At 71.2% G+C, this 15,141-nt stretch carries 15 protein-coding genes and 1 riboswitch; of the genes, 4 read left to right on the top strand and 11 right to left on the bottom strand.

Annotated features, from left to right (window positions below; translation table 11 throughout):
- Window positions 1-140: 140 nt before the first annotated feature.
- Complete coding sequence (locus ACIOHP_RS22170) at window positions 141-1,292, top strand: S1 family peptidase (protein WP_401889924.1); 1,152 nt, start codon at window positions 141-143, stop codon at window positions 1,290-1,292.
- A gap of 90 nt (window positions 1,293-1,382) precedes the next feature.
- On the opposite strand, the gene ACIOHP_RS22165 is transcribed toward ACIOHP_RS22170, so the two are convergent.
- Window positions 1,383-2,429, bottom strand: coding sequence for a LacI family DNA-binding transcriptional regulator (locus tag ACIOHP_RS22165; RefSeq protein ID WP_401889922.1), 1,047 nt, complete (start codon window positions 2,427-2,429; stop codon window positions 1,383-1,385).
- Window positions 2,430-2,577: 148 nt separating this feature from the next.
- Between ACIOHP_RS22165 and ACIOHP_RS22160 the strand changes: the two genes are divergently transcribed.
- Window positions 2,578-3,633 (top strand): glycoside hydrolase family 5 protein, encoded by a 1,056-nt coding sequence (locus ACIOHP_RS22160; RefSeq protein WP_401889919.1) that lies wholly within the window; start codon window positions 2,578-2,580, stop codon window positions 3,631-3,633.
- A gap of 63 nt (window positions 3,634-3,696) precedes the next feature.
- On the opposite strand, the gene ACIOHP_RS22155 is transcribed toward ACIOHP_RS22160, so the two are convergent.
- A complete protein-coding gene (locus ACIOHP_RS22155) occupies window positions 3,697-4,215 on the bottom strand; it encodes a CGNR zinc finger domain-containing protein (RefSeq protein ID WP_401889917.1) in 519 nt (172 codons plus the stop codon).
- Between the two features lie 26 nt (window positions 4,216-4,241).
- Here ACIOHP_RS22155 and ACIOHP_RS22150 point away from each other — a divergent pair, with 26 nt between their 5' ends.
- Window positions 4,242-4,736, top strand: a complete 495-nt coding sequence (locus ACIOHP_RS22150) for a GNAT family N-acetyltransferase (protein WP_401889914.1) — start codon at window positions 4,242-4,244, stop codon at window positions 4,734-4,736.
- Window positions 4,737-4,755: 19 nt separating this feature from the next.
- Here ACIOHP_RS22150 and ACIOHP_RS22145 read toward each other — a convergent pair whose 3' ends face one another.
- The 3 genes from ACIOHP_RS22145 to ACIOHP_RS22135 are packed head-to-tail and all read right to left on the bottom strand — an operon-like array spanning window position 4,756 to window position 7,576.
- Complete coding sequence (locus ACIOHP_RS22145) at window positions 4,756-5,742, bottom strand: ABC transporter substrate-binding protein (RefSeq protein WP_401889912.1); 987 nt, start codon at window positions 5,740-5,742, stop codon at window positions 4,756-4,758.
- 8 nt (window positions 5,743-5,750) lie between these two features.
- Window positions 5,751-6,518, bottom strand: a complete 768-nt coding sequence (locus ACIOHP_RS22140) for an ABC transporter ATP-binding protein (RefSeq protein WP_401889910.1) — start codon at window positions 6,516-6,518, stop codon at window positions 5,751-5,753.
- 2 nt (window positions 6,519-6,520) lie between these two features.
- On the bottom strand, window positions 6,521-7,576 hold the full coding sequence (locus tag ACIOHP_RS22135; protein ID WP_401889908.1) for a FecCD family ABC transporter permease: 1,056 nt from the start codon (window positions 7,574-7,576) through the stop codon (window positions 6,521-6,523).
- 124 nt (window positions 7,577-7,700) lie between these two features.
- Window positions 7,701-7,775, bottom strand: a riboswitch (cobalamin riboswitch).
- 124 nt (window positions 7,776-7,899) lie between these two features.
- Between ACIOHP_RS22135 and ACIOHP_RS22130 the strand changes: the two genes are divergently transcribed.
- A complete protein-coding gene (locus ACIOHP_RS22130) occupies window positions 7,900-8,913 on the top strand; it encodes a serine/threonine-protein kinase (protein ID WP_401889905.1) in 1,014 nt (337 codons plus the stop codon).
- 2 nt (window positions 8,914-8,915) lie between these two features.
- Here ACIOHP_RS22130 and ACIOHP_RS22125 read toward each other — a convergent pair whose 3' ends face one another.
- The 6 genes from ACIOHP_RS22125 to ACIOHP_RS22100 form a co-directional block, all read right to left on the bottom strand.
- The gene (locus tag ACIOHP_RS22125) at window positions 8,916-9,944 is read right to left on the bottom strand and encodes an acyltransferase family protein (protein ID WP_401890078.1); all 1,029 of its coding nucleotides are present in this window, start codon (window positions 9,942-9,944) and stop codon (window positions 8,916-8,918) included.
- Between the two features lie 186 nt (window positions 9,945-10,130).
- Window positions 10,131-10,817 carry a LuxR C-terminal-related transcriptional regulator gene (locus ACIOHP_RS22120; RefSeq protein ID WP_401889902.1) on the bottom strand — a complete coding sequence of 229 codons (687 nt, stop codon included), beginning with the start codon at window positions 10,815-10,817 and terminating at the stop codon, window positions 10,131-10,133.
- Between the two features lie 105 nt (window positions 10,818-10,922).
- Window positions 10,923-12,086: an acyl-CoA dehydrogenase family protein gene (locus ACIOHP_RS22115; protein WP_401889900.1), complete on the bottom strand. Its 1,164-nt coding sequence runs from the start codon at window positions 12,084-12,086 to the stop codon at window positions 10,923-10,925.
- Window positions 12,087-12,175: 89 nt separating this feature from the next.
- On the bottom strand, window positions 12,176-13,165 hold the full coding sequence (locus ACIOHP_RS22110; protein ID WP_401890075.1) for an ABC transporter ATP-binding protein: 990 nt from the start codon (window positions 13,163-13,165) through the stop codon (window positions 12,176-12,178).
- Window positions 13,159-14,175, bottom strand: coding sequence for an ABC transporter ATP-binding protein (locus ACIOHP_RS22105; protein WP_401889897.1), 1,017 nt, complete (start codon window positions 14,173-14,175; stop codon window positions 13,159-13,161). The genes ACIOHP_RS22110 and ACIOHP_RS22105 overlap by 7 nt, the downstream gene beginning before the upstream one ends.
- Window positions 14,168-15,136, bottom strand: a complete 969-nt coding sequence (locus ACIOHP_RS22100) for an ABC transporter permease (protein ID WP_361557425.1) — start codon at window positions 15,134-15,136, stop codon at window positions 14,168-14,170. Before ACIOHP_RS22100 ends, ACIOHP_RS22105 begins: the two co-directional genes overlap by 8 nt.
- Window positions 15,137-15,141 lie beyond the last annotated feature (5 nt).

Raw genomic sequence — 15,141 nt, 5'->3', positions numbered from 1 at the left:
GAAGCAGACCGTCCGTTGGTATGGACCTGTTCCTGATCGGCCGCTAGGCTCTGCCACGCCACACCCCTGAGAGCGCTCTCAGAGATCCACTGCTCCTGCGGTTCCACCCCACTCCACTGGAACGACGAAGGGCAACCCCCATGAGACGCACCAGATTCACCCGTGCCGCGCTGGCCGTGCTGCTCACGCTCGGTGCGGGTCTCGCCGCGGGCACCACCCCCGCCTCGGCCGGTGATTCCGCTGCCAAGGCGCCCGCCTCGGCCGGTCTCCTCACCGCCATGCAGCGCGACCTGAACCTCTCGAAGGCCGAGGCCGAGGAGAGGCTCGCGGCCGAGCGGCGGGCCACGGCCCTGGAGCCCAAGGTCCGTCGGGCCGCCGGGACTTCCTTCGGCGGCACCTGGTTCGACGCCACCGCCGGCCGGCTGACCGTCGGCCTCACTCCGGACGCGACGCCGGCGACCCTTCGCGACGTACGGGCCACGGGCGCCGCCGTCCGCACCGTCACGCACAGCGCGCGCGAACTGGCCGCCACCCAGGCGCGACTCGACAAGCTGTCCGCGCCCGCGGGAGTGAGCAGCTGGCACGTGGACCCCGAGGTGAGCACGGTCGTCGTGAACGTCGTCGCGAGCGAGCGAGCCGACAACGATGTCCGGCGGTTCACGGACCGGGCCCACCGTGCGGGCCCCGTCACCGTCCGGCACGTCTCCGCCGCACCGCGGACCCTTGCCGCCGGAACCGTCGGCGGCGACCCCTACTACACCGGCAACGTCCGCTGCTCCATAGGGTTCTCGGTGCACGGCGGGTTCATCACCGCCGGGCACTGCGGGCAGCCGTCCGCCGCCGTCTACGGCTGGGACCGCAGCTATATCGGCAACTTCCAGGGCTCGTCCTTCCCGGAGAACGACTACGCCTGGGTCAACGTGGGCAGCGGCTGGTGGACGGTACCGGTCGTGCTCGGCTGGGGCACCGTCTCCGACCAGCTCGTGCGCGGCTCGAACGTGGCACCGGTCGGCTCCTCGGTCTGCCGCTCGGGTTCGACCACCCATTGGCACTGCGGCACGGTCCTCGCGATGAACGAGACCGTCAACTACAGCCAGGGCGCCGTGCGTCAGATGACCAAGACCAGCGTCTGCGCCGAACCCGGTGACTCCGGCGGCTCGTTCATCAGCGGCGACCAGGCGCAGGGTGTCACCTCCGGCGGCTGGGGCAACTGCGGCAGCGGGGGCGAGACCTGGTTCCAGCCCGTCAACGAGATCCTCAACCGGTACGGCCTGACCCTGCACACCGCCTGACCCGTGGGGCCCGGCCCGCCCGGCCGGGCCCTCACGCGTCCTCACGTCCGGGGCGTCGTCACCGCGGTTTCGCCCCACGGGCGAGTGGCTTCAGCTCCGTGGGGGTGCGGTGCTCTGTCTGAGCACCAGTCGGGTCGGGACCAGGTCGGTGCCGGGCCGGGAGCCGTCCCGGGTGCGGATCTGCTGGAGCGCCTTCTGCACACAGCGGTGCCCCACCTCGGCGAAGTCCTGGTGGACGGTGGTCAGGGGCGGCACGAAGAACGCGGCCTCGGGGATGTCGTCGAAGCCGACCACACTGATGTCGTCGGGGACGGCGCGGCCACGCTCGTGGAAGGCGCGCAACAGCCCCAGCGCCATCTGGTCGTTGGCCGCGAACACGGCCGTGCAGTCGGCCTGTTCGGCGAGCGCGAGGCCGGCCGTGTACCCCGACTCGGCCGACCAGTCGCCGTGCAGCGGCGGTGGTACCGGACGTCCGGCCTCCGCCAGGACCTCGCGCCACGCCTGGGACCGGCGCTGACCCGAGAAGGAGGTCTGCGGACCGGTGACATGCCATACGGTGCGATGGCCCAGGTCGAGCAGATGCTCCACTGCCTGGCGCGCGCCGTCCGCCTGGTCGGTGTCGACCACGGTGTAGCGGTCGCCGGCGTCGGAGTCCACGACCACGGCGTGCACGCCGGGCGGGAGTTGGACCGTTCCGGCGTCGAGGAGACGGATCTCCATGATGACGATGACGGCGTCGACGGCCAGCTCGCCCATGCGTGTGAAGGCGCCCAGCACATTGTCCTGCGTCGGGACGTCGATGGGGATCAGGGTGATCGCGTAGCCCTCGGCCGCCGCGTGGGTGGCGATCGCCTCCACGGTACGGCTGCTGCCGGTGGAGGAGAGGCTGAAGAGGATCACGCCGATGGTGTTGAACTGGCCGTAACGCAGGGCGCGGGCCGCGCTGTTGGGCCGGTAGCCCAGCTCCCGCATCGCCGCGAGCACCTGCTCCCGCGTCGAGTCGATCACCCCTGGCTGGCCGTTCGCGACCCGCGAGACCGTCTGGGACGAGACGCCCGCGAGCCGGGCGACGTCCGCCATGGACACCCGCTGTTTACGGCGTCCGCCCGGCACGTCGGAGCCACCCCGTTCCACCACTGATGCCTCCTTCGATCGGATGTGAGCGCGGTTGCGCGGCGCATCGGATGTTACGTGTGGGAAACCTTGACGGCTGCTGGGGCGGATGTCACGATTCCGGCGCCGTCATGTTTACGTAAACATGCTGTCGTTCCGGAAGGGCACGTCGATGCGCAAGACCCCTGTCAGCAATCGCCTCACCCCTCGACTGCGCGCCACCTTCGCCGCGGTCGCGGTCGCCGCAGTGACCGGCGCCACCCTGGCGGGCAGCCCGGCCTCCGCCGCGCCGAGCACCGACACCACCCAGTTCAAGGGTGTCAACTGGGCCGACCCCCGCGACAACTTCGCCGACGACCTGCTCCAGCTGTCCGGTCTGTCGACCTCGGACAGCTACCGGGAGACGTACACCAAGTCGAGCCGGATCATCGCGGCGTTCCGCGCGAACCTCGGCGCCAACACCGTCCGGCTGCCGATCAACCCGTACACCGTCAACGGCTCGTACTGGAAGTCGTACCGTGGTGTCATCGACGCGGCGACCGCGCAGGGCTTCAAGGTCATCGTGTCCTACTGGGAGGGCACGGGGGAGCGCAAGGACGGCTACATCGACGACACCGCCACCTACTGGCCCATGTGGGACACCGTGGTGAAGGCGTACAAGAACAACTCGAAGGTCTACTTCGAGCCGATGAACGAGCCCCACGGCTACACCGACACCGAGTGGGCCGACATAGCGGCGAAGTGGCTCCGGACCTACTCGAAGGTGCCGCGCAACCGGGTGTTCGTCAGCGGCGCCGGCTACAACGACCACGTCACCTCGGTCTGCGCCGACCCGCGCCTCAAGGGCACCTACCTGTCGCTGCACCACTACGGCTTCTGGAAGTCGTACGCCACCTACGACGAGTGGGTCGCCGACCTCAAGGTGCGCATCGGTGACTGCGCGAACCGGACCGTCGCGGACGAGTTCGGTGCCCCGATGACGACCGGCCTGAACTACAACGTGCCGACCCCGGACGACAACTACGTCAACTTCATCCAGGCCGTCACCGACACCTTCCGTGAGCTGAAGATGGGCTCCGTGTACTGGCCGGGGCTGCGGACCGACGACACGTACTCGATCCAGAAGCTGACCGGCGACCCGGCGAAGCCCTGGCTGGCCACCACCAACCAGTCCGGCGCGGACCGCCTCGCCTGGGCGTGGGGCCGGGGCAAGCCCGTCCAGGGCTGATCCTCTGCGACCGGTTCGGCCGCGGTGCGCGCTCGCGCCGCGGCCGACGGTTGTCCGGTACCCCTAGGCGGCGCGGGACCGGTGGCGGCGGACCGCGTCGCGGTTGGCGCAGCGTGGGGAGCAGTAGCGCTGTCTGCCCGTGCGTGAGGTGTCGGCGAAGGCCGTGGTGCACTCCGTCACGGCGCACCGCCTGAGACGGTGCACGCCGCGTCCCGTCAGGTGGAGTGCGGTGCCCACGGCGATCAGGGAGAACAGCACGCCGCTGAGGGGCTGTCCCTCGTCGCGGTAGTGCAGATGCCAGCCGGTGCCCACGTGGTCGCTCATCCGCGGGTAGGCGGCGGCCGCGGCCAGCATCCGGTTGACCAGCTCGGCGCGCTCGTGCTCGTCCGTGGTGTCGACGACCTTCTCCCAGGTGTCCAGCACGACCGCTGTGCGCTCCAGATCCTCCGGCGTGGCCGGACCCTCCACCACCAGACCGGCGGCACGGCAGCGGTCGGCGAGCTCCCCGGCGCTCGCCGGGCGGCGGTTGGCCAGGTCGGCCGCCAGATTCACGGCATCCTCGCCGTAAGGGTTGAGGTGCATAAGGTCATTACATCAGGGTCATGGTCATGGAACAACGCACCGGACCCCGATCCGACGTACGCCAGGCCGTGGAGTACGACCTCGTCGAACTCGTCCGCCTGCGGACGCTGCTGTTCGAGCACCTCGGAGGCGACTTCTTCGACCCCGCGGCCGCGGACGACGGCTGGCTGGACGCCCTGGCCGTGGTGCTCAAGGAGCAGCTGACCGCGGACGGCGTACGCATCCTCGTCGTGGACGGCACCGACGGAGGCCTCGCCGCCTGCGGGATCGGCACCATCGAGCAACGGCTGCCGGGGCCGCATCTGCACAACGGCCGGATCGGGCAGGTCATCGGAGTGATCACCGACCCCGCGCACCGGCGGCGCGGGCACAGCCGCGCGATCATGCGAGGCCTGCTCGACTGGTTCCGGGACCGCGAGGTCGCACGCGTGGACCTGTACGCCTCCGCGGAGGGCGCACCGCTCTACCGCGAGCTCGGCTTCACCCCGCACCCCGACCCCGCCCTGTACCGGCGCCCGTGAGGCGCCGTTCCCTGGCCGGTCACCCGGCCGTTCGCAGATACGCGCCGAGGCGGGCGATCGCCGAGGGATTGCGGGGGCTCTCGACCAGGTCGACGTAGTCGAGTGTGAAGATCCGCCGGTGCTTGACGGCGGAGACGTTGCGCAGGGGGGCGTAGGAGAGCAGGAACTTCCTCTTCTGCTCCGCGCTGACGTCCCCGTAGTCGCAGATCACGATGGTGTCGGGGTTCCGCTCCACCACGCTCTCCCAGCCGACCGTGGTCCAGGAGTCCCGCACGTCGTGCATGACGTTGACGCCGCCGGCCTCGCTGATGATCTGGTCGGGGGCGGCGTAACGGCCGGAAGTGAAGGGCTGGTCCTGGCCGCTGTCGTAGAGGAACACCGTCGGCTTCTTCGCCGGCGCCTGGGCATGGACGTCGGCGATCTCCTTCTTGAACCCGGAGATCAGCGTGGCCGCGCGCTTCTCCACGCCGAACAGTTTCCCGAGGTTGGTGAGGTCGGTGTAGAGGGCCTCCAACGGCGGCATGATGCCGCGCGAGGTCTTCGTCCGGTCGTTGCGGCAGGACTCGGTGAGGATGTACGAGGGGATGCCGAGCTTCTTCAGTGCGTCGGGGGTGAAGCCGGCGTCCTCGCGGAAGCCGTAGTTCCAGCCCGCGAAGACCATGTCGCCGCGGGCGTCGAGGACGTTCTCCTTGGTCAGCTGGTCCTTGGAGAGCCACGGGACCTTGTCGTAGCCGTCCTTCCAGGGGACGCCGCTGAGGTCGCCCTTGTCGTCGGGCATGGCGAACCCGGCCATCCGGTCCTCCAGGCCGAGCGCGAACATCAGCTCGGTGATCCCGACGTCGTTGGTGACGACACGCTCGGGGACCTTGTCGAACGTCACCTTCTTGCCGCAGTTGGTGAGGGTGACCGACGAGGACCTGGCGTCCTTCGGCGTCGTCTCGACCGACGCGCCGCATCCGGTGGCGGTCGCGGCGAGACACAGGGCGGCGGCGAGCAGTTTGCGCATGGGGGTCCTCACGGTGTGTGCGGGAGCAGGTCGAACAGGAGCTGGACGGCACCGGTCTCCGGATGCCGCACGGGATGCGCGCGCACCCCGAACACCTCGGCGAGCAGGTCCGGTTGAAGCACGTCGTGCGGTGATCCGGACGCGACGACACGGCCGTCCGCGATCACGTACAGGACATCGCAGTGCGCGGCGGCCAGGTTGAGGTCGTGCAGGGCGGCGAGCACGGTCACGCCGCTGGCGCGCACCAGGGACAGCACGTCCAACTGGTGGGCGATGTCAAGGTGGTTGGTGGGTTCGTCCAGGACGAGCACCCGGGGGCGCTGGGCGAGGGCGCGGGCGATCAGGACGCGTTGCTTCTCACCGCCGGACAGGGCGAGGAACCCCCGCTCGGCGAGGTGCTCCACACCGGTCCGCCCCATGGCCTCGGCGCAGATCTCCGCGTCGGCGGCGGCCGTACGGTCCCGGTGCGGCAGCCGCCCCATGGCGACCACCTCGGCGACCGTGAAGTCGAACTCCGCCGACGACTCCTGCGGCAGCGCCGCCAGCACCCGGGCGGTGTCCCGGGCCGGCATCGCGTGCACGTCCTGCCCGTCGAGCCGGACCACGCCCCCGGAGGGCCGCAGCGCCCGGTACACACAGCGCAGCAGCGTCGACTTGCCGCTGCCGTTGGGGCCGACGAGTCCGACGAACGCCCCGCTGTCCACGGCCAGTCGGAGGTCGTCGACGATTCGCGCCCCGGCGATCTCGACCGTGACGTCCTCGATGTCGAGCCTCATCGTCAGCGGCCTCCGAACGCGTAGCCGCCGCGCCGCATCAGCAGCAGGAAGGCGGGCACGCCCACCACGGCGGTGATCACTCCGACGGGCAGCTCCGCGGGCGCCAGCAGCAGCCGGGACAGTACATCCGCCCACACCAGCAGGACGGCCCCGGCGAGCGGCGCGACGGCCAGCACCCGCCGGTGGTCCGCGCCGACCAGCATCCGTACGACGTGCGGCACCATCAGCCCGACGAATCCGATGGCCCCGCTCACCGCGACCACGGTCCCGGTCACCGCGGCGGTCACGAGGAACAACTCCCGTCGCAGCGACGCCGGCCGGACACCCAGCGCGGACGAGGTCTCGTCGCCCATCGCCAGCGCGTTGAGCGACTCGGCCCGCCACCGCAGCCACGCCCACCCGGCCGCCACGGTCACGGCGACGAGCGGCACCTGCGCCCAGGTCGCCCCGCCCAGACTGCCGAGGAGCCACATCAGCGCCGACCGGGCCGCCTCACCGCGCGCCGCGCCGAACACCATCACCGTGGTGACCGCCTCGAATCCGTACGCCAGCGCCGTACCGGTGAGAACCAGCCGCAGCGGGGTCAGCCCGTGCGGAGACCGGGCCGCGGCGTACACCAGCACCATCGCCGCGAGCGCCGAGGCGAACGCCGCCCCCGACAGGGCCCAGATCCCGAGCCCGGCGAACGCGCCGAGCAGGATGACCGCGTTGGCGCCCACCGCGGCTCCGGAGGAGATGCCGAGCACGAAGGGGTCGGCGAGCGCGTTGCGGACCATCGCCTGCACGGCCACCCCGACGGCCGCGAGCCCCGCCCCGACGACGGCACCGAGCACGACCCGCGGCAGTCGGATCTCCCAGACGATGGTGTACGCGGCGACGTCGTCGGCGTGCACGGTCCCGCCGGTCAGCCCGGCCCACAGGAACCGGAAGACCTCCGCCCAGCCGATCCCGGCGGCCCCCAGCCCCACACCGCCGACCAGGGACACCAGAAGGAGCAGCGCCGCCCCTGTCACCAGCGGAGGCAGGGGTATGCGGCTCGGTGCGGTACTTCGGCGCACGATCGGGGCGGTCCTTCGGGTGGGGCCGCCTGATGAACGTCAAGGAGCCGGCCCGTACGACCCCGAGGTCGCGCGGTCCCCTCTCGCAGTCCTCGGCGAGCAGTCAACGGGTCGCGCCACCCACGGGCGATCGGGCTCACGCGACACACGGTCGCGCACACCGTTGCGGGTCAGCGCCGGACTCTCACCGGACTTCCCCCGCGGGAGGCTCGGGGAGCGTAACAAACCGGGGTGCCGACCGGCCGTGGGGGTAGGCGCAGTTGTGCCCTGTCCGGTGTCGGGCGGTCTGCGCTGTCATGGGAGGGGCGGGGAGGTGAACACCCATGCGCATCGGGGGCCGGTACCGGCTGGGGGAGCGGGTCGGGCAGGGTGGCATGGGGCGGGTGTGGCGGGCACGGGACGAGATGCTCGAACGGCCGGTCGCGGTCAAGGAGTTGTGGCTCGACGGCCCGGACGCGGGCGAGGATCCGGGCACCCGTCGGGAGCGGGCGTTGCGGGAGACCAGGGCGAGTGCGCGCGTCGACCACCCGGGCGTGGTCCGCGTCTACGACGTGGCCGAGGAGGACGACCGGCTGTGGATCGTCAAGGAGTTCGTCGAGGCGCCCTCGCTGGAGCGGTCGGTCGCCGAACGCGGCCCACTGGGCGTCCGGGAGACGGCACGGATCGGTCTCGCGCTCGCCGAGGCGCTGCGCCGGGTGCATGCCGCCGGGGTGCTGCACCGTGACGTCAAACCGGGCAACGTGCTGCTCGGCCCCGGCCGTCGGGTCGTCCTCACCGACTTCGGCATCGCCGCCCTCCAGGACGCCCAGGGCCTGACGAGGGGCGGCATGGTGATCGGCTCGCCGGAGCACCTCTCGCCGGAGCGGGCCACCGGCCGTGACCCGGGGCCCGCCTCCGACTGGTGGTCGCTCGGTGCCACTCTCCGCACGGCCCTGACCGGCCACTCGCCGTTCGCCCGGCCCTCGATGCCGGCGACGCTCCTCGCGGTGGTGTACGAGGAGCCCGAACTTCCCGGGGCCGACTGTCCGTTGACGCCTCTGCTGCGCGGGCTGCTTGCCAAGGACCCGGCCCTGCGGCCCGGCGCGGACGAGAGCGTGGCGTTCCTGACCGCGGTGGCCGCACGGCCCGAACCTGCGTGTGAGCAGCCGAGCGACCCGCGCTCCCGGCTGCTCACGGCCCTCGTGCTGATCGCCGCGGCCGCCGTCGCCGTGGTGATGGTCATGACCGCGATCCCGTCAGGGGGCGAGACCCGGCTGCCGGAGGTCACCCCGCCCCCCACGGTCGCGGGCACCTCACGGCCGCCGTCCTCGCCGGCCACCACCCCGGCGCCGCGCTGAGCTCATGCGCGCAGGACGACACGCTCCCGGTTCCGTTCGCCGCGGAAGGCCCACTTCAGGTCCGGCTCCATGACGAACCGGAACACCCTGCGCACGGGCGGGGTGCACAGCACGGTCACGATCGCGGCCGCGACGACGGTGACGACGATCTCGCCGAGCGGCTCGTACACCCAGGCGGGGTCGTACCAGCCCCAGGGCTTGGAGCCCTGGGCGACGAAGCCGTGCAGCAGATAGCCGTAGAGCGTGCCCGCGCCCAGCGCCGTGAACCACATCCGCCGTCCGGGCACCCAGGACAGGAAACAGGCCACCAGCAGCGTCGAGCAGGCGAAGACGACCAGGGTCATCAACGGGCCGTACCAGGCGGGCGCACCGAGTTCCTGGGCGCTGTCGCGGTGGTAGAACCAGGCGCCGCTCATCCGCGGCACCGCCCAGTACGCCGCCGCGAGCGCGACGGCGAACACCGGCACCGCCGCCATCCGCACCTTCCAGCGCCGGATCAGCCGGAAGTGGTCCGGCTTCATACACAGGCCGAGCACGAAGTACGGCAGGAACTGCAGGGTGCGTTGGAGGTCGAAGTCCTCGCCGATGGACGGTGCCGTGGTCGCCAGCATGGCGACGGCGAGGGCGAGCGGCAGCGGCCACCGTACGGAGCGCCACACCGGGGTGGTCAGCCGCCAGATGAACAGGGCGGCCAGGAACCACGTCAGATACAGCGGCTCCTGGAGGCTGACCGGGCGGTCCGGGACCCCGTCGGTCCACCGGGTGTAGAAGGTGTACGCCGTCTCGAAGACGACGTAAGGGACGGCGACCCCGGTCACCAGCCGCCTAAGCCGCTGCGGGCTCGCGTCGAAACTCCGGGAGAAGTAGCCGGCGATCATGATGAACGCGGGCATGTGGAAGGCGTAGACGAGCATGTAGAGCGCGGAGACGGCCCTGCTGCCGTCGCGCAGCGGCTCCCAGGCGTGTCCCGTCGCCACCAGCACGATCGCCAGGTACTTGGCGTTGTCGAAGAACGCGTCCCGCTGCTTCACCGGCTCCGTCCGCGGCGCCGTGTCCTGCCGGGGTGTCCTGGGCGGAACGTCCGTGGGCGCGCTCACCACACCGCCCCCTGCGCACCGCGCAGGAAGTCGGCCGATACGTGTCTGACGGAAGTGACTGCTGGGATGAGTACCTGGGACATCCCACGCGCCTGACCAGTTCTCGGCGCGGCAAACCTCTCAGGCCGCCGGACGCACCAGCCCGGACTCGTAGGCGAAGGTCACCGCCTGGACGCGGGCACGTCCGCCGATCTTGGCGAGGATGTGGCTGACATGCGATTTGACGGTGGTCGGCGCGATGGACAGCCGCGCGGCGATCTCGGCGTTCGACCAGCCGGAGGCGACGGCGGTCAGGACGTCGCGCTCCCGCTGGGTGAAGGTGTCGAGCCCCACGCCCGCCGCGGTGGGGCCGAGGGGCTGCAACTGGCGGACCGTGTCGATGAGAGCGCGGGTCAGATGGGGGGTGATGACCGAGTCCCCGGTGGCCACGACGCGGATGGCCGCGATCAGCTCGTCCGGGGTGGCGTCCTGGGGGAGGAAGCCGCCGGCTCCGGCGCGCAGGGCGGCGTAGGCGTGGCCCTCGTCGCTGGTGGGGGTGAGGACCAGGACGCGCGCCGGGCCGGCGGGCTGGGCCGACACGGCGAGGGCCGGGGGCCGGGTGATCCGGCGGATGACCTCGGTGCCTTCCGTCTCGTGGATACGGCCGTCCAGCAGGACGACGTCCGGGCGGAGCACGGCGGCCAGCCGGACCGCCTCGGTTCCGCTGCGGGCTTCACCGGCGACGGTCAGATCGGGCACGGCGGCCAGCAGGATGCGCAGGCCGTGGCGTTGGAGGGACTGATCGCTGGCGATGAGTACGGAGGTCATGCCGGCTCCTTCTAAACGAAACCGTTTCGTTCACCTGGACCTCAGAATACCCCTCCATCATCGAAACGGAGCCGTTTCTTTTGTGGTCTCGATCACCTCCTCCGCTCAGAGGAACGGCGTGCCCGGGTCCAGCCCGGCCAGGACCCGGCCGTACAGCTCCAGGTTGGTCGCCGGATTGACGAACGCATGCAGATTCAGCGCCTGCACATCCCGTACGGCCCGCTGGATCGGCACCTCCCGATGCAGGGAGGAGGCCCCGGAGGCGGAGGCGACGAGATCCACGGCCTCCTTGGCCAGCCGCGCCGCATAGCCCGTCTGCGCACGGATCCTCGCCCGCTCCTCGGTCGTGAACGGCTCACCGGCCTCGATCCGGGCTACGAGGTCACTCGTCAGCAGCTCGGCGCAGGAGACCTTCATCGCGGCCTCGGCCGACTGGAGATGGGTGACGGCGGCTTCGTGCTGCCGCTGATGGAAGGTGTACGTGATGCCCCGCCGATGGATGCGCTCGGTGAACTCCGCCAGGGCGCCCCGGGCCACACCGAGCGCGTGGGAGGCGGTCCAGACGCAGAACATCAGCAGCACGGGCATCCGGTAGAAGGGGTCGTCGGCGTTGGCCTTCGAGGGGAACTCGCCCGCCAGTAGCGGCCCGACGGGCAGGACCCGGTGCGCGGGCACGACGACGTCGCGTGCGACGACACTGTTGCTGCCGCTCCCGGCCAGCCCCGAGACGTACCAGTCGTCGAGAACCTCCAGCTCCGCCATGGGCACGGCGGTCCACAGCACCTCGGGCGGCCCCTCATCGGACTCGACCCGCGCCGTCAGCAGATGCCAGTCGGCGTCCTGGCAGCCGGTGGCGAAGCCCGAGGTGCCGTTGACGACATAGCCCTCGTCCGTCGCGACCGCCGTGGCGTCCGGGACCAGAGTCCCGCCGACCCGCACGTCGGGGCTCGCGAAGATCTCGTCCTGCGCCTCGTCGGGAAAGAGCGCGGCGATGAAGGCGCAGCCGGCCTGGATCAGCGCCGTGAACCCGGCCGAACCGCACGCGGCGGCGACCTCCGCCAGCGCGTCCACCTGGGTACGCGGCCGCGACTGATAACCGCCGTACCGCCGGGGCACGTTCATCCGGTACACCCCGGCGTCCGTCAACGCGGCGAGGACCTCGGTCGTCACCCTCCGCTGCTCCTCGGCGCGCAGCGCGTGCTCGCCGATCAATGGCCGGAGCGCGTGGAGACGCGCCACGAGGTCCGTGTCGGAACGGGGTGCTGGCATGGCGACCTCCGGGGCCTCGCGGGAACCCACACGGTTACCCGGATTGTCTCCATCGTCAATGACCGCACCAGTAAAGGGAGTTGAGGGGCTTATTCCGTCAGTGGGTAGTGGCAGGCGGTGAGCCGGCCCGAGGGCGCCGCCGTGAGCCGGGGGCGTTCCTCGGCGCAGCGCTCGCGGGCGTACGGGCAGCGGGTGCGGAACGCGCAGCCCGTCGGCCTGGCCACCGGGTCGGGCACCTCGCCGGTGAGGACGATGCGCTCCCGGACCGGCGTGCCGGTGCCGTCGTCGATGTCGGGCACCGCCGACAACAGCGCCTGTGTGTAGGGGTGGGCGGGGGACTCGTACAGCTCCTCCGTCCCGGCCAGTTCGACGATCTCGCCCAGATACATGACGGCGATCCGGTCCGACACATGGCGGACCACACCGAGGTCGTGCGCGATGAAGACGTAGGTGAGCGCGAACTCCTCCTGGAGATCGGCCAACAGGTTCAGCACCTGCGCCTGGATCGACACGTCCAGCGCGGACACCGGCTCGTCGGCGACGATCAGCTTCGGGTCCGTGGCCAACGCGCGGGCGATGCCGATGCGTTGCCGCTGACCGCCGGAGAACTCGTGCGGATACCGGTCCAGATGGGCCCCTGCCAGCCCTACGACGTCGAAGAGCTCGGCGACCCGGCGGCGGACCGCGGACACGTCGCCGTAGCGGTGCACGAGCAGTGGCTCGGCCACGATGTCCCCGGCGCGGCGGCGGGGGTTGAGCGAGGCCTGCGGGTCCTGGAAGACCAGCTGCATGCCCGGGCGCACGGGGCGCAGCCGGCGAGCGGACAGACCGGAGATGTCCTGGCCGTCGAACTCGACCTGTCCGCCGGTGAGTTCGGTGAGCCGGACCAGGCAGCGGCCCAGGGTGGACTTGCCGCACCCCGACTCGCCGACCACGCCGAGGGTTTCCCCGGTGCGCACCTCGAGGGACACGCCGTCGACGGCACGCAGCACCTTGCGGCCCAGGGGGTAGTGCTTGGAGACGTCCTTGGCGCGCAACAGGACGTCACCCGTCCTCGCGATGTCCTGTGCGGTCACGATGCCGCCTCCGTGTCGATGCCGGTTCTTGTCGTCAGGCGCAGTGAATCCCGGTCGTCCGGCGGCAGCCAGCACGCGTCGCGATGAGTGTCGCCGGCCAGCGCGGGCCGCTCCTCGCACCGCTCGTGCCGCAACCGGCAGCGCGGCGCGAAGGCGCACCCCTCCGGGACGGCACCGGGCGACACCGGTATGCCCGCGATGGTGGGAAGCCGCCGCAGCCGGGGCCCGCCGACGCGGGGCACCGAGTCGAGCAGCCCCCAGGTGTAGGGGTGCCGGGGACCGTGGAAGACCGCCCGGCGCGGACCCTCCTCCGCGGCCCGGCCGCCGTACATGACCAGGACCCGGTCGGCGATCCGGGAGACCACACCCATGTCGTGCGTGATGAGGACCATTGCCGAGCCGCGGGTGTTCAACTCGCGCATCAGGTCCAGGATCTGAGCCTGGACGGTGACGTCCAGGGCCGTGGTCGGCTCATCGGCGATCAGCAGCGCGGGACCGCACGAGAGGGCCATCGCGATGACCGCACGCTGGCGCATACCGCCGGAGAACTCGTGCGGATAGGCGTGCACCCGCGAGGCGGCGTCGGGGATGCCGACGTCGGAGAGCAGCTGGACGGCGCGGGCCCGTGCCTCCTTGCGGGACACCCGCTCGTGCGCCCGGATCTGTTCGGCGATCTGCCAGCCCACGGTGTAGACGGGTGTCAACGCGGTCATGGGGTCCTGGAAGACCATCGCGATCTCCCGGCCGCGCACCGCGCGCATCTCCTTGTCGGGCAGGGTGAGCAAGTCGCGCCCACGGAAGCGGACTTCGCCGGTCACCGTCACATTCGGGTTGGTGAGCAGCCGCAGTACGGCGAGCATGGACACGCTCTTGCCGGAACCCGACTCGCCCACCACGCCCAGGACTTCGCCGGGGTCGACCGAGAAGGAGAGCCCGTCGACGGCCGTGACGGGTCCGGAGCGGGTGCGGAAGGAGACCCGTAGATCCCTTACGTCCAGCAGAGGTTCAGGCATGGCGGGCCCTCGGGTCGAGTCGTGCGTACAGGATGTCCACCAGGGCGTTGGCGAGGACCACGAAGAACGCCGCGTACAGGACGGTGCCCATGATCACGGGCAGGTCCAGGTTCTGCAGGGCGTCGAAGGTGAGCTTGCCGATGCCGGGCAGGCCGAAGACCACCTCGGTCAGCAGGGCGGCGCCGCCCACGAGGGCGCCGAAGTCCAGGCCGAACAGCGACACGATCGGGATGAGCGAGCAGCGCAGGGCGTGGCGGACCAGGATCCGGCGCTCGGACAGCCCCTTGGCGCGGGCCGTGCGGACGTAGTCCTCGCTCAGGGCGCTGACGACCTCGCCGCGCAGGAGCCGGGCGTAGATCCCGGCGTACAGCAGGGCCAGGGTCAGCCAGGGGAAGAGCAGATGCAGGGCCCACTGGCCGGGATCGTGGCCGAGACCGACGTATCCGGGCGGTGGCACCCAGGAGAACACCGAGTCGTGCAGCTGCTTCTGGGTGATGAGGTTGACGACCTCGCCGAGCCAGTAGGCCGGGAGCGAGACGCCGACGACCCCGACCAGCATGATCAGGGGGTCGGCGGCCTTGCCGCGCAAGGTCGCCGCGGCCGTGCCCATGAGGATGCCGGCCGTCATCCAGATCAGCGCGGCGCCCACCACCAGCGACAGGGTCACCGGGGTCGCCTGCACGATCTGCGGGATGACCCGGGAGCCGCGGTTGACGAAGGACTCCAGGTCCCGGTCGATCAGCAGGTGGCGCATCATCAGCAGATAGCGGATCGGCAGCGGCCGGTCGAGGCCGAAGGAGTGGCGGACCTGGGCGAGGGTGGCCGGGTCGGCGTTGCGGCCCGCGATACGGGCGGCCGGGTCGACTCCCGGGGTGGCGAAGAAGATCAGGAACACCAGCACACTGATCGCGAACATCACCAGCAGGGCCGAGGTGAAGCGCTTGAGGGCGAACTGCAGCATGGAGG

Origin of the sequence: Streptomyces sp. NPDC087859, assembly GCF_044742595.1 — a bacterium.
Classification (GTDB): domain Bacteria; phylum Actinomycetota; class Actinomycetes; order Streptomycetales; family Streptomycetaceae; genus Streptomyces; species Streptomyces canus_F.
Note: the sequence above shows the minus strand (reverse complement) of the source record. Positions and strands in the feature narration are given on the sequence as shown.